The sequence below is a fragment of the Streptosporangium sp. NPDC023825 genome (assembly GCF_040639575.1).
GTDB lineage: Bacteria > Actinomycetota > Actinomycetes > Streptosporangiales > Streptosporangiaceae > Streptosporangium.
Map to the genome: position 1 here is coordinate 22352 of NZ_JBFAAE010000035.1, position 19859 is coordinate 42210.

Genomic DNA, 19859 nt, shown 5'->3' on the forward strand with positions numbered 1-19859 from the left:
ACACCGTTCCAAAAGCAAGCAATGATTACGACCTCGGACAAGGAGACAGAACCAGCTCATGCGTACCACCCGACAGTCCCTCTCCGGCATGCTCCGCCCCTCCAGCGAGGTGGCCGAGGCGCTGGAGCAGGGCGCCCCGATCGTGGCCCTGGAGTCCACGATCATCTCCCACGGCCTGCCCCAGCCCCGCAACCTCGAGGTCGCGGTGGAGCTGGAGCAGATCGTCCGGGAGGCCGGGGCGGTGCCCGCGACGATCGCGGTGCTGGACGGCGTGGCGCGCATCGGTCTCGACAAGAGCGAGCTGGAGCGCGTCGCCGGTGAGCCGGGGCTGCGCAAGCTGGGCTTCCGCGACCTGCCCGCCGCCGCCGCGCTCGGGGCGAGCGGGGCGACCACGGTCTCCGCCACCTCGTTCCTCGCCGCCAGGGCGGGCATCCGGGTCTTCGCCACCGGCGGTCTCGGCGGCGTGCACCGCGGGTGGACCGAGAGCCAGGACGAGTCGGCCGACCTCGACATGCTGAGCCGGACCCGCATCACCGTGGTCTGCGCGGGCGTGAAGTCGATCCTGGACGTTCCCGCCACCCTGCAGCGGCTGGAGACGCGCGGCGTCACGATCGCGGGGTTCCGCACCGACGAGTTCCCCGGCTTCTACCTGCACACTTCGGGCGAGCCGGTCGACTGGCGGATCGAGACCCCGGACGAGGCCGCGGGCATCATGCGGGCCCAGGACACGCTCGGGGGCCCGGAGACCGCGCTGATCGTCGCCAACCCGGTGCCGCTGCCCGAGCAGCTCGACCCCGAGCTGCACGACCGGGTCCTCGCCGGGGCCCTGGCCGAGGCGGAGCAGCGGCAGATCACCGGTCAGGCCATCACCCCGTTCCTGCTGGGCTACCTGGTGCGCGGCACCGACGGCGCCTCGCTCGAGGCGAACCTGGCCGCGGTGCGGGGCAACGCCCGCGTCGCCGGGCAGATCGCGGCCTCCTGGAGCCGGGGAGACTGAGGACACCGTGACCGGAACGGGTCTGCTGGTCATCGGCGACGTGGTGACCGACGTCGTCGCACTTCACGGTGGGTCCGCCAGGAGCGGCCTGGCCGTCGGGACGGACACCGCCGCCGACATCGTGCTGCGTCCCGGGGGGTCGGGGGCCAACACCGCCTCCTGGGCCGCCCGGCTGGGCGCCGACGTGCGGATCCTGACCCGGGCCGGCTTCGACACCGCCGACTGGCACGCCGCCGAGCTGCGGCGGTTCGGGGTACGGCCGCATCTGCGGGTCGACCCCCACCGGCCCACCGCGGTGGTGATCGCCATGGTCGACGTGACCGGGGAGCGTTCCATGCTCACCAACAGGGGCGCGGGCGGGCACATCGGCACGGGCGACTGGGACGAGAGCCTGCTCGACGGGGTGGGCCATCTCCACCTGTCCGGGTACACACTGTTCGCCGAGCCGGGGCTCCAGCTTTCCCGGCTCGCCATGGCCGAGGCGTCCCGGCGCGGCGTCTCGATCAGCGTGGACCCGGCCTCGACCGGTTTCCTGCGCTCGTTCGGCGTCGAGCGGTTCGTCCAGGAGACCCTGACCGCCCAGCTGATCATCCCCAACCTGGACGAGGCGCTGCTGCTCACCGGCGAGGCCACTGCGGAGGGGGCGGCCGAGAGCCTGAGCCTCCGCTACGGCGCGGCGGCGGTGAAGCTCGGATCCCGCGGCGCGTTGATGGCCAGGGACGGAAAGTTGGCCGCTCGGGTTCCCGCACTCACCACCGAGGTGGTTGACTCCATTGGAGCGGGGGACGCGTTCGCCGCCGGACTGCTCACGGCCCTGCTGAGCGGGGCCGCGGACGAGGCCGCGCTGGACGCCGGACGCCGCGCCGGAGCGGAGGCCGTGACGGTCCTGGGCGGACGTCCGCGTGTCCTTCCGTCTGATTTGGGTACTAAGGAGCTTTACCCTCTTAACACCAATTGATAGCTTGCGGCGTAAGCTGCACCATTAGCCACACGCGTCACTTTGGGGAGGTTACGGTCCGCCGATGGATGCCGAGTCATCGATCTGCCTGAGTGATCTGGTCCCGGCCCTGCGCTGGAGCCGCCCCCAGCAGGTCGCCGAAGCCCTGGCCGACCCCCGGCTGCCCGCCGGCTGGTGGTCGTCGGTCACCTTGCCCAAGGCCCTCGGCGCCGCGGGGCTCGACTGGGTCTGCGACCGGCTGGCCCGGCTCTCGCTGTCACGCTGGGACCATCTGCCGTTGAGCGACGTGCTGCCCGCGCTGCACGTCCACACGGTCGACCCCACCCTGCCCGGCTGGCCGGAGCCCACGCGCTCGGCCATCGCCGGCCTGGGCGGCTGGAATCGCCTGCGCCGCCTGACCGCCGGAGACCTGAGCGGGCCCGCGACAGGGCCCGCGACGTTCTCCCCCGAGACCGTGGTCACCGCCGTGTTCCGCGAGGTGCTCGGCCACATCCCGGGGATCGCCGAGCAGGCCGCGCCGGCCGCCGTCCACGCGCAGGTCCCGCTCCAGGAGCGGGTCCAGGACCCGGCGCAGACACCCGTGCCGCAGGTCCCCGCCCAGCCGTCGCCGCCGCCGCAGGAGCAGCGGCAGGCGCCGGTCCCGGAACCGGCCGCCCCGGCGGAACCTGTCGCTCCCAGCCCGCAGGCCCTTCTCAGCGACTACCCGCTGGTCCGCCTGGTCGACAACATGTTCAGGGACTGGAGCCCGCTGGAGTGCGCGGTCGCCGTCGAACGGCTCTTCGCGGTCGACCCGATCAGCCTGCGCGCGCTCGCGCACAAGCTGAACGCCGACCGCGACGCGCTCTCGGCGGCCCAGCGCGCCGCCGAGGAACGCATCCTGCTCTGGCTGCGCTCCTCGGAGTCCGCGCCGCTCACCGGGCACATGTTCGGGCTGACCGAGTGGCTGGGCTCCGCCGCGACCAAGGACCAGCTCATCGGTGCCGACCCCGCGCACCCGATCGAGGTCCCCACCCTGCGGACCCCGCTGTGGAGGGTGCTGGTCACGCTCATGCCCGACCGGCGGCTCCAGGACGACTGGCTCGTCGTGGGCGACCTGGGCGGCCTGCGCGACCGGACCCGCCAGCTCCTGGCGGGCAAGCCGATCGACAGCGACGCGCTCAGGCTCATGGAGCACCAGCTCGGCATCCGGTCCCACTCGGTCCAGGCCTGGCTGGACGCCCTCGCCGCGAGCGCCACGCAGGAGGCGGCCCCCCAGGAGAGCGCCACCGAGGCGGTCAGGCAGCTGCCGCGCCGCACCCCGGGGGCGAACGGCCACCACCACCACCGCGGCGGGCAGCCGATCCCGCAGGTGAACACCGGCGCCATCGACCCCCGTGCCGCCCTGGCCACGTTGTCGGCCCTGGCGAGCGGGAACTCCAGGCCGCACCTGATCACCAGCCAGCGGGTCCCGATGCACCCGCCCGCGAGCCCGTCGTCCGACCCGGCCCGCTGGCAGCGCATCGAGGTGACCAGCGACCACCTGCGGGGCGGCCCGGTCGCCGTGCCCGAGGGGTACGCCACCCAGCTGGGCATGCGTCCCGGCACGCTGCTGTCGGTCACCGGCCCCGGCGACAACGCGGTGGTCCTGGTCTGGCGGGACCATCCCGTCTTCGACTCCCTGCAACCCGTCCTGATGCGCCTGAACGCCCGCCCGGGCGACCAGGTCTACGTCACCGTGGACGGCTACCGCCTGGACGCCCAGCTGCCCGCGTGACTCCCGCCTTCTCCCGGGCCGTTTGCGACGGCCCGGGAAAAGGCGCGGGTCCGCACCGGGCACGGGTCCATACCGAACACAGATCCACATCGGGCACGGGTCCGCACCGGAAGGCGACCCGGGCACCGGGCGACCGGCCCGGTCCGCTCCGGTCCGCTCCGGTCCGCTTCGATCCGCTTCAACGCCGGGCGGCGGCGACCACCGAGGCCGGATTTCCGGCGGCGGCTCCCGGACGCGGTCCTTCGGACGCGGAAACGGCCGACCTTTCCCCGCTGCTCTTTTTCGGCGCTATGCTCTTGGGACTCAAGTGACTTGGTGACACCGGTGTGACCCGTTTTGCCGAACCGGCTCGCACTGTTGCCGATTCCTGCGGCTTTTTGTCAAGAAATTGTCATCGTTCACCTAACAACGGGAGTCTGTATAGCTCTCTCCCCGAATTGCCTTGTGAGGTGTTCCCTAGAACGCGGACGGGGACGGTGAGCGACCATGTCGCGCCAGGGCCCGGGATCAGAGAGCGACGTCGAGCTAGCCGATGAGAAGAATCGCCCGCGTCTGGCTGGGGATGACGTTCTCGACCGTGGGGTCACGGGCCGTGAGTGTCGCCTATCCCCTCCTGGCATTGGCACTGACCGGTTCTCCGGTGCAGGCGGGCTGGACCAGTTTCGCCCTGACCTTCCCGATCCTGGTCTTCTACATTCCGGCGGGCGTCCTGGCGGACCGGGTGAATCCGCGCTCGCTCATGCTCCTCACCGAGACCCTGCGAGGACTGACCGTCCTCAGCGTCTTCCTCGTCCTCGTCATCGGCCATCCGTCGCTGGCCCACCTCCTGGTGGCCGCCTTTCTCGAGGGCACGCTGTGGGTGGTCTACTCGCTGGCGGAGACCGCCTTGATCTCGTCCCTCGTCACGAGAGACCAGGCCTCCATCGTGATGGCCAGGAGCGAGACGATCTCGCACATCGCGGTGCTGGCCGGCAGGCCGCTCGGAGGGTGGCTGTTCGGGGTCATGCACGCGATGTCCTTCGCGGTGAACGCGGGGCTGTTCTTCCTCGCCCTTCTCTCTCCCCTCAGCGTGACGGCCGGGAAGGGGAGGGGCCGGACGCTGCCGCACGCGCTCCGGGAGCTGGCGGCCGGCGTGAGAAGCCTTGCGGGACGGCACCTGCTGCGGGAGATAGCCGACGGCTTCAAGGAGCTCTCCCGGCACCCGTTCCTGCGCAGGGCCATGGCCCTGACCATGGTCACCAACCTGATGATCAACGCGCTCATCATGATCTTCATCGCCGGATCGGCGAACCTTCCCTCGTACCAGGTCGGCCTGGTCCTGGCCGCCGGAGGCGTGGGCGGCGTGGCGGGATCGGGCCTGGCCCCCTACCTCAGGCTCGAACCGAGAAACTTCACGCTCTTCGCCCAGTTGTGGATATGGGTGCTGGCGCTCTTCATCGCGGCGTACGGGGAGGGGCCGCTCTTCTTCGGGCTCGCGATACTGCTGACCGGGTGCGCCGGGGCGCTCAGCAACGTGGCCATCAGGACCTTCGAGGTCGGCACCGTCGACCAGGGCAAGCTCGGACGGGTGATGAGCGTGCACCGGCTCGTCGCGCACGGCGCCGTGTGCGTCGCCGCCCCGCTCGGCGGGATCCTCGTCGCCGTGTTCGGCATCCGGGTGGCGGCCGTCATCCTGACCGTCGTGATGTTCGCCGTCGCCGCGGTGGTGACGTTCGCCTCGCTGCTGCGTCTCCACGCGCGGCTGGGTCTCGCCGGAACGGCCAGGAAGGTCAGGGCGACCGGCGCCCACGTGGGAGCGCGGGTGCTCACAACGTGGCGAGCAGCCGATCCGCTTCCGCCGCGAGATGGGCAGGCAGGCCAGGCGCTCGCGCCGCCCTCGCCCGCAGCACCAGATCCGCCGCGGACGCGGCGTCACCGGCCAGGGCGTGGACCCGGGCGGCGTACAGCAGCGCCGGACCGTGATCTCCCGCCTCGGCCGGCACGGCCCTGATCTCCCGTTCCGCCTCGGGAAGGCGTCCCAGGAGGGCGAGCGCGAGAGCGTGGGCGGCCCGGGTGGACGGCCACTGCAGCGGCCGGACCCTGTCGAGGTCACGCAGCGCCGCCTCCGCCCGGCCGAGGCCGGCGAGGATCTCGCCCCGCGCTCGCAACGCCTCGGTGATGTTCCCCTCCCTGCCCAGGACGTCGTCGAGAACGTCGCGCGCCGCGTCGGGGTGGCCGTCGTACCAGAGCGCCCAGGCGAGCTCGGTCTCGATGTTCAGGTCGTTGGGCACCCGGCGTATCGCCGAGTACAGTTCCCGGACCGCGACCGAGGTGCGTCCCTGGGCCAGCCGCAGCCTGCCGATCCCGGCGAGAAGGCCGCCGACGGCCGAGGTCGCCCCCAGCGTCTCGAAGTGGACCGCGGCGGTGCGGTAGTGGGAGACGGCCTTCTCGAAGTCCTCCCGCCGGTGCGCGACGTTGCCGAGGAAGGACTCGATCTCCGCCCGCATCCTGGTGTTGCCCCCGCACCGCGCCAGCGCCTCCTCGGCCTGCTTCGCGGCCAGCGCGAACTCCCCGTCGCGGAAGGAGAGCTCGGCGGCCCGCAGGTAGTCGTCGGGAAGGGAGCGGCTCTCGGCCCGCACGACGACGACGTGGTCGTTCTGCAGGATCGGCTGGATGAGGCGCTCGTGCGACAACTCGCACCACCGCGTGCCGGCCTTGATGTCCTCGCGCAGGATGTGGCGGTCGACCAGCGCCCTGACCACCGCGTTCGGCATGCCCGCGGTGACGGTCTCCCCCTGGTAGACGACCTCGCGGGTGCCGAGCTCGGTGATGAGGCAGCGGCGCAGCCAGCTCCTGAGCCCGGCGACGTCGTCGTCGAAGTGGTCGCGGGCCACCTCGGCGATCATCCGCTCGAAGAAGTCGGTGAGCGACCGGTCGGCGTTGGCGAACCTGCGGACGTGGTCGGAGGAGATGACCCGCACGTCCTCGGGCAGCGAGCGCCACATGGCCGAGCACACGACCTGCAGCTGGACGGGCTCGACCGCCTGGGCGTCGGCGACGACCTCCTCGCCGAGCGCTCTGCCGACCCTGATCATGCGCAGGTCGTCCACCAGGCCCCGCGCCGCGCCGGGGGCGAACGAGCGTCCCGTCCCCTCCAGCGGCCCCTCGGTCGCCCGGACCGCGGCGGCCGTGTCGAGGGCGGTCAGCGAGAAGCGGCTCCTGGCCATGCCCGCCAGCTTCGGCTCGTGCGGGAGGATCGAGGCGAGGTGGTCCTCCCTGATCGAGACGAGGAGGCGCAGGTTCGGGTCCTCGTCCAGTGCCTCGACGAGCTGGCTGATGAACCACTCCCGGTACGGCTGGCGGTGGGCGAAGTCGCCGAAGAGCTCCTCCGCCTGGTCGATCGCGGCCAGGGTGAGCACCGGGTCGCCGTACGGATCCTGGCGGGGCGGGCGCCGGCTCAGGAACTCGCGGATCGTCAGCCCGGCCAGCCGGGTGGGCGTCTCCGAGGGGGACCACGACGACAGCAGCGCGAACACGTGCGGGTTGTGCCGCGAGAGCGCGGCGGACGGGAAGGGCGAGCCGTGCGACACCCGGCCTATCGGCAGGATGTCGGTCCTGCCCGCGTCCAGCAAAGGGAGCACCCCCGCCTGGATCAGCGAGGTCTTGCCCACGCCGGACGGCCCGTACAGCACGGTCAGGCGCCCGGCCTGCCACAGGTCGGAGACCTCGCAGGCCTCCCTGTCGCGGCCGAAGAACTTGGAACCGTCCTCGCGGCGAAAGGCCCGCAGGCCGACGTACGGCTGGCCGGCCGTGTCGGGCCGGTCTCGGCCGGGGCTCGCGTCAGGGGTCACGGTACCGGTCCCATCCGCCGGCGCAGCTCACGGCAGAACTCCTGCGCCGTCCCCCAGAAGATGGAGATCCGCCAGTCTTCGTAGTATCTGGCCAGCTGGCGCTGGACCTCCAGCACGTCCGCCCTCGTGCTGGCGAGCGAGGGCGCGAGCTGGACGCTCACGTGCCTGCGGCGGTTGATTCCGGGAACGGCCTTCAACAGCCCGTGGAAGAGCACGCGAAACGTCCAGTCCTGCAGGCTGTAGCCGATGAACAGCAGGGGTCTCCTGGTCAGCGCCGCGAGAATGGAGGTGGGCAGCATCCGCTGGCCGCCCGCGACGCCGTCCACCGCGAGGTTGGTGAGAAACTCCAGATAGTCGTCCTCGGCCAGCACGATCGACGCCGGATCCTGCAGATTGCCGTGCAGATGGTAGATGAGCGGGGCCTCGGGTTTGGGGTTCCAGCCCGCCTCGCTGCTGAACAGATCCTCCGCGTAGGCCAGCCCCTTGTTCCACGGGCAGACGGCCACGTTCGGCCTTTTTCCCACCGCTTCGAGCGAGCGGAGGATGAAGTCGTCGTAGTTCGTCGTCAGATACACCGGGAGCGGAAATCTCGCGAGCAGGCCGTGCGGTTCGAGGGGATCCATGAAGTCGGGCGCGCCCCCGGCGTCGAGCTCGTCGCAGATCCGCCTCTTCACGTATACGGAATCCCCGTATCTCATCACCGCGAACTGCGTCACCCGGGGGAGGTCGTGGTCGTCACCGAAGGGATAGTCCCACCGGCGCGCCATGTCGCGGCTCAGCGCCGTCCCCGTCGGCAGAGTGCCCACGCACGCCCCCGATCCCAGGAAGGGCGTGCAGTCTCCGCTGTTCAGCTGGTCGAGCAGGCGCTCCCACTCGGCCTCCCCCATGTCGTGCACGCAGGGCACCACCTCACGGACGGCAGGTCCAATCAGGTCATGGACTCGATGCCGTACGACTCTATTGGCACGGTCAATCCCCCCCGCGCGGGAAGGCACCCCTCGTGTCGCCGACGCGACCGGAGTGGACGAACGATTCACGACCACCTTTCTGCCGCAACCCGCGTGAAACGGCAAGGTGATTCCTCAGATCGAACTCGTGAATCCCGCCGTCGGCTCCGCCGTCTCCAGCAGCAACGGCTCCAGCATCCTCCGCAGCCAGGCCTCGTCGACCTCCGTGAGTCTCTCCAGGGAAAGGCCCTCAAGGTCGACGAGACCGTCCGACCTTGAATTGTCATCGCGCATGCGTGCTCCCATCCGTGTCGCGTCGCATCCGGCCCGGCCCGGCACCCGGATTGCGGGCGTCCCAAAAGGGTGGTGCGACACCGCTTTCGAAAGTCACCCGGCCGTGTTTTTTCTCAATGTGATTCTGTAATACCCCACTCTTCGAATCAACCTTTAGGATGACCGTACGATCCCTTTGGCTAGAAAAAAGCGGAGGCCCGAGGTGGTGGAGCTTTCACACGCGGCGAACACGGTGCCGGAACGGCAGCCCGAGGTCTGGGAGAAAGTGCCACCCCGCAACAGGAACTTCACCGGGCGAGACGACATGCTCGTCAAACTCCGCCAGGGCATCAGCACCGTCACCGCCGTCGTGCCCCAGCCCCAGGCGCTGCAGGGGTGGGGCGGTGTCGGCAAGACCCACCTGGCCATCGAGTACGCCCACCGCTACCGGTCGCACTACGACCTCGTCTGGTGGATCCCCTCCGACCAGCGCGTGCTGGTGCCGTCCGCGCTGGCGGCGATGGCGCCCCACCTGGGCCTGCCGCCGGCCTCGGCCACCGGCGTCGAGGAGGCCGCCGAGGCCGTGCGCAGGACGCTGCAGAGCGGCACCCCCTACCGGCGCTGGCTGCTGATCTTCGACAACGCCGAGGAGCCGGGGCAGGTCCAGGAGTTCATCCCGCGCGGGCCGGGTCACGTCCTGATCACCTCGCGCAACCCCAAGTGGGAGGACCACTTCGAGACCCTCCAGGTCGACGTCTTCACCCGCGAGGAGAGCGTGGCGTTCCTGAAGAAGCGCCTGCGCCGGGAGGTTCCCGACGACGACGCCTCGCGGCTGGCCGAGCAGCTCGGCGACCTTCCCCTGGCCCTCGAGCAGGCCGGCGCGCTGCAGTACGAGACCGGCATGTCGGTCGACGAATACCTGGAGCAGCTCGACGAGCAGGCGAGCAGGCTGCTGGGCGCGAACAGGGCGCCGGGATACCCGCTGTCGATGACGGCGGCCTGGAAGGTGTCGGTGTCGCTCCTGGAGGACCGCCTCCCCGAGGCCATCACGCTCCTGCGGTGCTGCGCCTTCTTCGGCCCCGAGCCCATTCCCCGCGACGTCTTCCGCAGGGGCAACAAGGCCGTCGTCCCCCGGCTCGGCAGGATCCTGTCCGATCCGATCCTGCTCGCCACGGCGCTGAGCGAGCTGAGGCGCTTCGCGCTGGCCAGGATCGAGCCCGCCACCCGCACCATCCAGGTCCACCGCCTGATCCAGGCACTCCTGCGCGACGATCTGCCGGAGGAGGACCAGGCGGAGATCCGGCACGAGGTGCACGTGCTGCTGGCCGGCAGCGCCCCGAACGACCCCGACGAGAGCGCCAGGTGGCGCCGCTTCGAGGAGCTGGTCGCCCATGTCACCCCCTCCGGCCTGGAGGAGTGCACGGACCCGACCGTCAGGCAGTTCGCCCTCAACGTCACCCGTTACCTCTACATATCGGGTAACTACCAGTCGGCCCGCACCTTCCTGGAGAGCTTCGCCAAGCGATGGACCGAGGTCAGCGGGGCGAGGCACCCGGACGTGCTCGTCGCGCACAAGCACCTGGGCAACGTGCTGCGCGGGCTCGGCCAGTACTCCGAGGCGTACGAGATCGACCACAGGACCCTCGACGACATGCGCGAGGTCTTCGGCCCCGACCACGACGAGACGCTCCTGACGACCAACGGCTACGGGGCGTCCCTGCGGGCGCGCGGCGACTTCATCGCCGCCAGGAGACTGGACGAGGAGTCCAGGGCGGCCCATGCCGCCAGCCGGGGCGCCGGCCACCCGTCCACCCTGCGCGTGCTCAACAACCTGGCCCTCGACTACGCCCTCACCAGCGACTACACGCAGGCGCGGCGCCTGCACCAGGACACGTACCTGGAGATGAGCGACGCGGGGGGAGGTATCGGCAGGACCGTCCTGCTGCTGTCGTGGAACGGCCTGGCCAGGGCCGTGCGGCTCTGCGGCGACTACACCGAGGCGTGCGACCTGGGCGAGGAGGCCTACGCCTACGGCGTCCAGGAGCTGACACTCGACCACCACGCCACGCTGCTGACGGCGAAGGACCTGTCCATCGCCAAGCGGCGCTCGGGAGAGGTGGCCGAGGCGCTGGACCTCGCGCGCGACACGCACACCCGCCTGCAGCGGCTCTTCGGGGACGAGCACCCCGACACGATGGCGGCCGCGGTCAACCTCTCCAACGCCCTGCGAACCGCCGGCGACCTCGACGAGGCGTTCGCGACGGCCGACAGGACGGTCACCCTCTACTACCCCCGGGTCTTCGGCGCGGAGCACCCCTACAGCCTCGCCTGCGGCGGCAACCTGGCGATCCTGCATCGTCTGCGGGGCGATCTCGCGACGGCCAGGCAGCTGAACGAGAGGGCGGTGGAGGGCCTGGTCGCCAAGGTCGGCCAGAAGCACCACTACCCGCTGACGTGCGCCGTCAGCCTCCAGACGGATCTCGCGGCGATGGGGGAGACCGTCCAGGCGTGCGCGCTCGGCAGGGAGACGCTCGCCCGGCTGCGGGCCCTCTTCGGCGAGAACCACTTCCTGAGCCTGTCCTGCGCCAGCAACCTCGTGCTCGACCTGAGGGCCGCCGGCGAGACGCAGGAGGCCGAGATCCTGTACGAGGACACGATGCGGCGCTACGAACGCCCGCTGGAGGCCGGCCACCCCGACGCGCTCTTCGCCAGCGAGGGCCGTCGCATCGACTGCGACTTCGACCCCCCGCCGATCTGACCGGCCGATCCGACCACCGGGCCGCCCCGGCCTAGTCCGCCCGGAACCCGGGGTTGCGCCTCTTCCAGGCGTCGAGGTGGTGCTCGGCCTCGCGGAGGGCCTGGCTCTCCGCGGCGGGGTCCACCGGCTCCGCGGCACACTCCTCCAGCGTCTTCCTCATCCGCGCCACGAACTCCTCCCCGCGCTCGTTCAGGCCCCCGCCGGCCAGCAGCGTGCCGGTGACCGCGTAGGCGGCCCGCCTCCAGCGGGCGAGCTCCACCCGCGCCCGGAAGGCCTCCTCCTCCCGCTCGAACCGGTGCTGCCTCCGCCAGAACTCCGCCACCCCGAGATAGGCGTAGGAACCCTGCAGCAGGCCGTAGACGGGGCGCGGGTCGTCCCGCCAGGGCGCGTAGTAGCGCCTGCCGTCGTCCGGCAGGGTCAGCGGGATCACCTCGGTCAGCGCGGTGAGCTTGGCGTGCTGGATCTCGTGCGCGAACGTGGCGGCGAGTCCCACGCCGTGCCACGGGTCCGACATGGCGATGGTCCCGAACGTCTCGCGCGAGGAGGCGCTGTTCTGTCCCCTTTCCGGGGCCTTGATGGGGGTGAGCACCGACACGGCGAGGCCCACCTCCTCCGCCACGGTCTCGTGGTGGGCCGTCAGGACGCGCCACGCCTCGTCCATGTGCGTCCCCCACGCGCGAAGGCGCCCGGGGTCCAGCCGCGGCTCCGCGACCTCCTCCGCGGACCACCGGTACGGGTCGAGGTCGTCGACGACCAGGTCGAATCCCGGGGTCACCCGCAGCTCGCGCAGAGCCTGCCAGCCGGGCCGGTCCCCGCAGGGGTGAACGCGGACCGTCGGACCGCCGGCGTCGAGCTCGGCACCGTCCCCGTCCGGCCTCACCACCACGTCGGCCGTCTCCCCCGCGCCGGGGGGAAGGACGAGGCGCCCCAGGGACGGCAGCGTGATCGCGCCGTCGCGGACGGGCAGCCGGACGCGGCAGCCGATCCGCGCCCGCACCGCGGCCGCCACGGCCAGCGCTCCCAGCTGCGCGGGATCGTCGTGCGTGCCGTTCCCGCTCCTCAGGGACCGGTAGGTCCGCCACGCCCACGCCCCCACCGCCGGGTAGCGCAGCACGCGCTCGACCTCCTCGCCCGCCGCCCCCTCCAGATCCGCCAGGAGGTCGTAGGCACGCGTCGCCAGGGCGGCGCCGGGGTGCCCCGCCGACCGCGCCTCGGCCGCGACCCCGCGTACCAGCAGCCTGTTCTTGACGCGTTGGACCGCGCTCAGCTCGGCCACGGCGTCCGCTCCGCCCTCACCGGCCGCCAGCGTGAGAACCGTCGTGTCGGACACTCCCTGCGTACCGAGCCTCATCGACTTCCTTTCAGCCGGGCGACATCTCGCGCGAAGCTTGTACGGATATGGGTGATCAGCCGGTAGAGATCCGGACAGTAGACCGAGGGCCCCTTGAAACCGGCGGCCTCGCTGTACCTGTGCGCGTACAACCCGCCGCCGCAGACCGGCCGGATGTCGCAGGCCAGGCAGACGGGAGCCAGCGCGAGTTCGCCGATCTGCCGGGCGGCCATGGCCGGATGCCTGAGCGCGGCGTCGAACGAGTCACGGAGCAGATGCAGGCGGGTCGCGGCCGCTCCGTGGTAACTGGACTTCAGGATGTCCGACTGCTCGATGCTGCCGTCGGTCTCCACGACGGCCATCCTGGCGGGTGAGAGTCCCACCGTCTCGCTGCGCGAGGCGCCTCCCGCCAGCAGGCGCATGATCTCGCGGAACAGCCGGATCTCCGTCTGACCGGCGGCCGAGCCGTACCAGCGGTCGAAGATCGGTATCAGCCAGTCGGCGTACGGCGTCGCGGTGACGTCCGGGAGGCGGTACGGCGGCGGGGTGGACCAGTTGCCGTGCGGGAGCAGGAAGTCGACGGCCGGCGGGTCGAAGGCGAGGAGCGCCTCGTAGGTCGCCAGCGGATCGTTGCGGACGTCGATGGTGCACAGCAGGCCGCTGAACAGGTGATGGAACGGGCCCTCGGTCAGCCTGCGGAGCGAGTCGGCGACGATCGCGTGGCTCCCCCTGCCGTCCGCGTAGCGCCTGTGCCGGTCGTGGCCCTCGGCGTAGCCGTCCATGCTCACCCCGACGCGGATCTCCAGGCTCTCGAAGAGCCGCAGATAGGTCTCGTCCAGGCGCAGCCCGTTGGTCTGCACGCCGACGCGGACGCGGGTCCCGACGTCGGCGGCGGCCCCCCTGATGGTGCGCACCGCGTAGGAGATGAGATCGGGCCCGGCCAGCAGGGGCTCTCCCCCGTGCAGGATGACCTCGACCTCGGCCAGCTCGTGGGCGAGCGCGTGCTCGGCGACGCGTCTCGCCGTGCAGTCGACGATCGCCTTCGACATGCGCCGCGGCTGGGCCTTCCAGGACTGGTCGGCCATCTCGTAGACGTAGCAGTGGCGGCAGGCCAGATCACACCTGCTGTGGATCTTCAAGATGAACTGCCGGAAAGCCGCCGGCCGCCACCCCGAGTCCAGCAATCCCCCGACATCGAGCGTCTCGGGGAAGACGCTCCGGGGTGGGGGGATTATGGGGTCAGGTTTCTCAGGCAAACGCGGCACACCTCTCTTGCGCCATTACCTATATGGCATGAGTTTGCATCAATAGTCAAGTTTCAGCATCGCTAATACGTACCCTTCTCCGACATGATCACTGGTTTTCCCCTCACCCTGGAACGGTGACCGGCCATCATCTATCGTGTAGACATCTTTCGGGCGTCACATAACGAGGTCTCAACAGGGGGCTGATCAGCGATGCACGAGTGGCCGTCGACTCTCGATGTCGGAGAGTTGATGGCAGACGGCTGGCGGCCGACTCCGTTCAGGCAGTTCATCCTGAAGATCCATAGTAGATGCGATCTTGCTTGCAAATATTGCTACATGTACGAAATGGCCGATTCTTCGTGGCAGAACCGACCGAAACAAATGTCACGAGAGATCTTCGCCGCCACGGCCGCGAGAATCGCCCAGCACGCCCACCGCCACGACCTGGCCGACATAGAGCTCATCCTGCACGGGGGAGAGCCCCTGCTCGCCGGCCGTGAGGCGATCCGCGAGCTCGTCACGCTGGTCCGTTCCGCGGTCGGCCCCGGCACCAGGACCGCGGTCGGCCTGCAGACGAACGGCACCCTGCTCGACCTTCCCTACCTGCGCCTCTTCGACGAGCTGGGCGTCCGGGTCGGGGTGAGCCTCGACGGCGACGAGACGATGCACGACCGCGGCCGCCGCCGCGCCAACGGCCGGGGAAGCCACGGCGACGTCCTGCGCGCCCTCGGCCTGCTGGGCTCGCCCGCCTTCAGGCACCTCTTCAGCGGCCTGCTGTGCACCATCGACCTCAGAAACGATCCGATCGGGGCCTACGAGGCGCTCCTCGCCTTCGATCCGCCGGCCGTCGACTTCCTGCTCCCGCACGGCAACTGGTCGGCGCCGCCTCCGGGCCGGACCCCGGACACCGACGCGACGCCGTACGCTGACTGGCTGATCCAGGTCTTCGACCGATGGTACGCCGCGCCGCGGCGGCCCACCTGGGTCCGGATGTTCAACGAGATCATCCACGCGCTGCTCGGCGGCTCGTCGTCGAGCGAGCAGATAGGCCTGTCCCCCGTGGGGATGGTCGTCGTGGAGACCGACGGCGGTATCGAGCAGTCGGACGCCCTGAAGTCGGCCTACCCGGGAGCGCCGGAGACCGGGCTGCACGTCACCCGCGACTCCTTCGACGACGCCCTGCTCCTGCCCTCGATCGCCGCCCGCCAGATCGGCGGCAGGGCCCTCTCCCCGACCTGCCTGGCCTGCCCGGTCTCCCGGGTCTGCGGCGGGGGCCTGTACGCCCACCGTTACCGCTCCGGCCACGGGTTCGCCAACCCCTCCGTCTACTCCCCCGACCTCCTCCGGCTCATCGGGCACATCCAGAGAACGGTCGAAGCCGACCTTTCGGCCCGATCGAAAGGGCAGGGAAAGGGCACAATGCACCTACGTGAGCACCGGATCGCGGCCGGGACGTTCTCGGAACTCGCCGGCGGCGGTGGAGGCACCACCGCGGTCGCCGAGCTCTCCGCGGCACAGCACAGCAAGCACGTCCTCCTCGTACGCGGGGTGCTGGAGAGCGCACGGGCGAGCGGGCATCCCGACGCCGCCGCCGCCCGCCGCGCCTACGACCTGCTCGCCACCGTCCAGCGTCGCCACCCCGAGATCGTCAACGCCGTCCTCCGCCACCCGTCGGTGGGCGCCTGGGCGCGCCGGACGGTCAGGATGCTCGACGCGGGCGACGGCGCCGCGGCTCCGGGACAGCTCGCGGCACTCGCCGCCGCCGCGGCGATCCGTTCGGGCACCACCTGCGAGATCGACGTGCCGGCGGTGGAGGGAGTGGTCACACTGCCGTCACTGGGCCAGGCGGTCCTGCCGCCGACCGTCTCGACGGCCACGGTCGAGTGCGCCGCCGACGGCACCGAGATCGCGGCGGCCGGGACCATCGTCCGGATCCCCCGCGACCCACGCCAGGACGCCCCGGGATGGAGAGGGCTGCGGTCGCTGTCCAGCGAGGCGGACGGCATGTCGCTCCACCTGGTCATCGACGACCTCGACCCCTACCGGATGCCGGAGACGACCAACATCGGCGGGCGTCTCACCGAGGCCGAGACGGAGCGATGGCAGTCGACGCTGCACCAGGCCTGGGATCTGCTGGTGCGCCACCACCGGATCGTGGCCGAGGAGGTGGCCACGGCGATCAAGGTCCTCACGCCGCTGACCGCGCCCGCCAGGGGCCAGTCGAGCTCGTCCTCGAGGGAGACCTTCGGCTGCGTGGCCCTGTCGACGCCGCCGGACGCCTCCTCGCTCGCGGTCACGTTGACCCACGAGACACAGCACGCGAAGCTCTCGGCCCTGCTCGACCTCGTCCCCCTCACCCTGCCCGACGACGGCTCCCGCTACTACGCCCCCTGGCGGGAGGATCCCCGCCCCGTACCGGGACTGCTCCAGGGCGCGTACGCCTTCCTGGGCGTGGCCGGCTTCTGGATGCGCCAGCGCGGCCTGGAGTCGGGGGAGGCGGCCCTGCGCGCGAACGCGGAGTTCTTCCAGTGGCGCGAGGCCTCGCGTCTCGTCACCGGCACCCTCCTCGGCAGCGGGCGGCTGACCCCCGCCGGGCAGAACTTCACCGCCGGCATGGCGCGGCGCCTCGACGGCTGGTCGCGGGAGAGCGTACCGGCCCGCGCGCGGGCCATGAGCCGGGAACGCTCGGAGGACCACTACGCACGCTGGCTCCGGCGCAACGGTTAGAGGGCGGGCGGGTCGAAGGTTAGAGGGCGGGCGGGTCGAAGGTTAGAGGGCGGGCGGGTCGAAGTCGAAGTCGAGCCGCTCCCCCCTCAGCGCCACCGTCGTGTCGGGATGGTCCTCGCCCAGCACCCGCCGGTAACGCTCGAAGGTGTCGGCCGCCAGCGTCTCCGCCGCCGCCGGCTCGCCCAGTACCCGCAGGTCGACGACCAGGTTGTTCGCACAGGCGAGAGTCAGCGGGTGGTCGGCGCCCAGGAGCTCCCGCAACTGGGCCAGGGTCTCCTGCCCCAGTCGCCCGGCCTGGGGGACGTCTCCGCCGGCGGCGAGGTCACTGGCGAGGTTGATCGCGCAGGTGAGCGAGTAGTGGTGCTCGCGCCCCAGCGTGCGGTCGAAGCCCTCCAGAGACCTCAGGTCGAGCTCGGTCGCCTCCTCGACGTCTCCGTTGACCCGCAGCAGCAGCGCCAGGTTCATGTTGCAGCCGAAGATGAAGGGGTGCTCGTTCCCGTATCTCCGGGGATAACGGGCCGCCGTGTCGCGCAGCAGCTCCAGCGCCTCGTCGATCTCCCCCCTGGTGCGCTGCGCGTTGGCCAGGCACAGGGCGGCCGCGAGCGTGTCGGGATGGTCGCGGCCGAAGATGCGCTCCTCCAGCTCGAACGTCCGCTGGGCGATCTCGAAAGCCTCGTCGATCAGTCCCGCCCTGCGCTTGGCGATGGACAGGTCCTTGGCCGCGCGCAGGGTCCTGGGGTGGTCGGCCCCCAGCTCCTGGACGCTGGAATCGTAGGCGTCCTCGCCGATGTCGCAGGCCTCGGAGTATTCGCCCCTGAGCCGCACGATGCGGGCCAGGCCGTTCCACGAGGTGAGGATGGACTGCTGGCTCGACTTGGAATCGCCGGCGCGCTGCAGCGTGTACGCGCTCTGCTGCAGCTCGCTGGCCTTCTGGTAGTCGCCGAGCAACATGTAGTCGAGCGCCAGGTTGTTCATGGTCCGCAGCGTTCGGCGGTGCTTGGGGCCGAACAGCCTCCGGTGCTGGCTCAGCGACTCCTCGTCGTGTTCCAGGGCGGTCGCGAAGTCGCCCCGCATCCTCAGGTCGCCGCCGTGGCTGTTGGTGAGCAGCAGGGTCTCCTCGTGATCGGGCCCGAGGACCTCCCGCATGCGCGACAGTGTCGTGCGGTTGAGCTCGAAGGAGGCCCGGTAGTCGCCGAGCTCGCGCAGGACGATCCCGAAGTGCCGCTGCGCGGAGAGCACGTGCCAGTCGTACTCGCCGCTGTCGGCCCGCCATCTCTCGATCAGGCGCCCGACGAGATCCCGCGCCGACTGGTAGCCCCCCGACGAGTAGAGGTAGCGCACGACGTCCAGGGCGAAGCGGCGGATACGGGTGTCGCGGCTGACCTCGATCTCCGCAGGTGTCACGTGGCTGAGCAGCTCCGCGTAACGCGGCCACATGACGTTGTCGTCGGGGAGGCCCGGTGACGCCGCCGCCAGCAGCAGGTGCACCTCGTGGCGGAAGGACGCGTGCTCCTCCTCGCCCAGCTCGTCACGCAGGAGCGCCTGGACCAGCCGGTGCACCTGGATGGTCCGGTTGTCGGAGTCGATCCTGGCCAGGGCGTAACGTCCCAGCTCCTTGATGCCCTTGCTCAGCAGGATGGGGTTGTCGAGGAGCGGGCCGAGGCGCGATCCGGGCGCGAAGTCGTCGGGAAGCACCCCGAACACGTCGCGGGGAATGGGATCCGGCCCGAAGAAGGCGCAGCAGCGCAGGAGCTCCACGGCCTCGGGCAGTTTCGCCTTGAGCTGGGACACCGACAGCGACCACGCCGCGGTCATGGAGAGCGGGTAGTCCGAGGCCTTGTTGGCTCCCAGAAGCTGGGTCGTCTGTTCCCGCAGCAGCCGGAGGTACTGCCCGACGGACATCCCGGTCTCCGTCTGCAGCGCCCCCGCCTGCTCCAGGGCCAGCGGCAGGTCGCCGAGCTCCTCGGCCAGCCGGTTCCTGTCGTCGAGGCTGGTCGAACTGGGCACCCGCTTGCTGAGGAACTCGATGCTCTCGGCCCGGCTGAAGACGTCGACGGGCAGGGTGTCGACCACGCTCTGCCAGGCGTGGTTGCGGGAGGTGATCAGGACGTGCCCGGGACCGCGCGGGATGATCTCGTTGATGTCCTCGGGCTGCTCGGCGTTGTCGAAGACGAGCAGCCAGCGGGAGTAGGGGTCGCCGCGGCGCAGCGCGTCCAGCACGGCGGCGGACGCGTCCTCCACTCCCATCGCGGAGGAGGAGGGCACCCCCAGGTGCGGGGCGAGCGCGGCCAGCGAGGAGCGCACCAGCATCGGCTGGTCCGCGGGAATCCACCAGACCAGGTCGTACTCGTGCCGGAAGCGGTAGGCGTACTCGATCGCGACATGGGTCTTGCCGACGCCGCCGAACCCGTGGAGGGCGTGCGGCACCACCGCGGTGACCTCGGAGGTGACCCCGGTGTGCAGCTTTTCGAGAAGGTCTTCCCTGCCGGTGAAGTTCTTGTTCTGCTGGGGGATCTTGCCCCAGACCTGGGGCTGGCGTCCCGCTGACCGGGAAGGTCCCGACGACTGTGAAATGGGCACGCGACCGCCTCCACTCGCCCGAGTTGGGATCAGCCTAGACTCCCTGCCCCCGCAAACGCATAAACGAAGGAGGCAGAGTCTTATGGCTACGCCCCAAAGGGCATCACCGTCACATCCTAAAAAGGGTTTTTATCCGTAAACCATATCTCCCCGTCTTCCAATTTATCCTTCGAAGCACTCGCCTGACCAACGGAAGAGTGTAACGATGGGGCGGCGCGGGGACACACGGAGAGCCGGGAACGCGGGGGCGCAAGGGAGTCCGCATGAGCGATGAAGCCGTCATAGCCGACGCTGATTTCAGCAAAGACCTGTTCGACGTCGCAGAGGAGAGCCTGGCCGATCTCGACAAGGCCGACGGTTCCGCCATCGCCCGCGCGTACCGGAGAATAGCCGAGGACAAGGACACCGGCCCGGTGGCCGGATTCGATTCGTTCATATCAAAACCTTTGTGACAACCCA

12 protein-coding genes and 1 pseudogene are annotated in these 19859 nt (G+C 70.5%); 7 read left to right on the plus strand and 6 right to left on the minus strand.

Going from position 1 to position 19859, the window contains the following annotated elements:
• Window positions 1-58: 58 nt before the first annotated feature.
• The 4 genes from AB0G15_RS26775 (at window position 59) to AB0G15_RS26790 (ending at window position 5698) form a co-directional block, all read left to right on the plus strand.
• The gene (locus tag AB0G15_RS26775) at window positions 59-997 is read left to right on the plus strand and encodes a pseudouridine-5'-phosphate glycosidase (RefSeq protein ID WP_362844953.1); all 939 of its coding nucleotides are present in this window, start codon (window positions 59-61) and stop codon (window positions 995-997) included.
• Between the two features lie 7 nt (window positions 998-1004).
• Window positions 1005-1955, plus strand: a complete 951-nt coding sequence (locus tag AB0G15_RS26780; RefSeq protein WP_362844956.1) for a sugar kinase — start codon at window positions 1005-1007, stop codon at window positions 1953-1955.
• Window positions 1956-2019: 64 nt separating this feature from the next.
• A complete protein-coding gene (locus AB0G15_RS26785; protein ID WP_362844959.1) occupies window positions 2020-3708 on the plus strand; it encodes a hypothetical protein in 1689 nt (562 codons plus the stop codon).
• A gap of 532 nt (window positions 3709-4240) precedes the next feature.
• Complete coding sequence (locus AB0G15_RS26790; protein ID WP_362844962.1) at window positions 4241-5698, plus strand: MFS transporter; 1458 nt, start codon at window positions 4241-4243, stop codon at window positions 5696-5698.
• A 103-nt stretch (window positions 5699-5801) separates the two neighbouring features.
• Here the strand turns inward: AB0G15_RS26790 and AB0G15_RS26795 are convergent.
• The 3 genes and pseudogenes from AB0G15_RS26795 to AB0G15_RS26805 all read right to left on the minus strand — a co-directional run.
• Window positions 5802-7538 (minus strand): annotated as a pseudogene (locus AB0G15_RS26795) (tetratricopeptide repeat protein); the annotation flags it as partial.
• The gene (locus tag AB0G15_RS26800; RefSeq protein ID WP_362845100.1) at window positions 7535-8425 is read right to left on the minus strand and encodes an SIR2 family protein; all 891 of its coding nucleotides are present in this window, start codon (window positions 8423-8425) and stop codon (window positions 7535-7537) included. The pseudogene AB0G15_RS26795 and the gene AB0G15_RS26800, both read right to left, overlap by 4 nt.
• A 195-nt stretch (window positions 8426-8620) precedes the next feature.
• Window positions 8621-8779, minus strand: coding sequence for a hypothetical protein (locus tag AB0G15_RS26805; protein WP_362693074.1), 159 nt, complete (start codon window positions 8777-8779; stop codon window positions 8621-8623).
• A gap of 202 nt (window positions 8780-8981) precedes the next feature.
• Between AB0G15_RS26805 and fxsT (AB0G15_RS26810) the strand changes: the two genes are divergently transcribed.
• Entirely contained in the window at window positions 8982-11516 is a 2535-nt protein-coding gene (gene fxsT, locus AB0G15_RS26810) for an FxSxx-COOH system tetratricopeptide repeat protein (protein WP_362844965.1), read from the plus strand.
• Between the two features lie 31 nt (window positions 11517-11547).
• On the opposite strand, the gene AB0G15_RS26815 is transcribed toward fxsT (AB0G15_RS26810), so the two are convergent.
• Window positions 11548-12867, minus strand: coding sequence for an HEXXH motif domain-containing protein (locus tag AB0G15_RS26815; RefSeq protein ID WP_362844968.1), 1320 nt, complete (start codon window positions 12865-12867; stop codon window positions 11548-11550).
• Window positions 12864-14102 (minus strand): FxsB family cyclophane-forming radical SAM/SPASM peptide maturase, encoded by a 1239-nt coding sequence (locus tag AB0G15_RS26820; protein ID WP_362844971.1) that lies wholly within the window; start codon window positions 14100-14102, stop codon window positions 12864-12866. The genes AB0G15_RS26815 and AB0G15_RS26820 overlap by 4 nt, the downstream gene beginning before the upstream one ends.
• A 240-nt stretch (window positions 14103-14342) precedes the next feature.
• Here AB0G15_RS26820 and AB0G15_RS26825 point away from each other — a divergent pair, with 240 nt between their 5' ends.
• Window positions 14343-16820 carry an FxsB family cyclophane-forming radical SAM/SPASM peptide maturase gene (locus tag AB0G15_RS26825; RefSeq protein ID WP_362844974.1) on the plus strand — a complete coding sequence of 826 codons (2478 nt, stop codon included), beginning with the start codon at window positions 14343-14345 and terminating at the stop codon, window positions 16818-16820.
• 42 nt (window positions 16821-16862) lie between these two features.
• Here AB0G15_RS26825 and fxsT (AB0G15_RS26830) read toward each other — a convergent pair whose 3' ends face one another.
• Window positions 16863-19400 carry an FxSxx-COOH system tetratricopeptide repeat protein gene (fxsT, locus tag AB0G15_RS26830; RefSeq protein ID WP_362844977.1) on the minus strand — a complete coding sequence of 846 codons (2538 nt, stop codon included), beginning with the start codon at window positions 19398-19400 and terminating at the stop codon, window positions 16863-16865.
• Window positions 19401-19663: 263 nt separating this feature from the next.
• Between fxsT (AB0G15_RS26830) and AB0G15_RS26835 the strand changes: the two genes are divergently transcribed.
• Complete coding sequence (locus AB0G15_RS26835; protein WP_362693056.1) at window positions 19664-19852, plus strand: hypothetical protein; 189 nt, start codon at window positions 19664-19666, stop codon at window positions 19850-19852.
• The last annotated feature ends 7 nt before the right edge of the window (window positions 19853-19859 follow it).

Coding starts and splice junctions, on each gene's coding strand:
- AB0G15_RS26800 (WP_362845100.1), bottom strand. CDS start 8,425: ATGGGGGAGGCCGAGTGGGAGCGCCTGCTCGACCAGCTGAACAGCGGA.
- AB0G15_RS26775 (WP_362844953.1), top strand. CDS start 59: ATGCGTACCACCCGACAGTCCCTCTCCGGCATGCTCCGCCCCTCCAGC.
- AB0G15_RS26805 (WP_362693074.1), bottom strand. CDS start 8,779: ATGCGCGATGACAATTCAAGGTCGGACGGTCTCGTCGACCTTGAGGGC.
- AB0G15_RS26785 (WP_362844959.1), top strand. CDS start 2,020: ATGGATGCCGAGTCATCGATCTGCCTGAGTGATCTGGTCCCGGCCCTG.
- AB0G15_RS26815 (WP_362844968.1), bottom strand. CDS start 12,867: ATGAGGCTCGGTACGCAGGGAGTGTCCGACACGACGGTTCTCACGCTG.
- AB0G15_RS26825 (WP_362844974.1), top strand. CDS start 14,343: ATGGCAGACGGCTGGCGGCCGACTCCGTTCAGGCAGTTCATCCTGAAG.
- AB0G15_RS26790 (WP_362844962.1), top strand. CDS start 4,241: ATGAGAAGAATCGCCCGCGTCTGGCTGGGGATGACGTTCTCGACCGTG.
- AB0G15_RS26835 (WP_362693056.1), top strand. CDS start 19,664: ATGAGCGATGAAGCCGTCATAGCCGACGCTGATTTCAGCAAAGACCTG.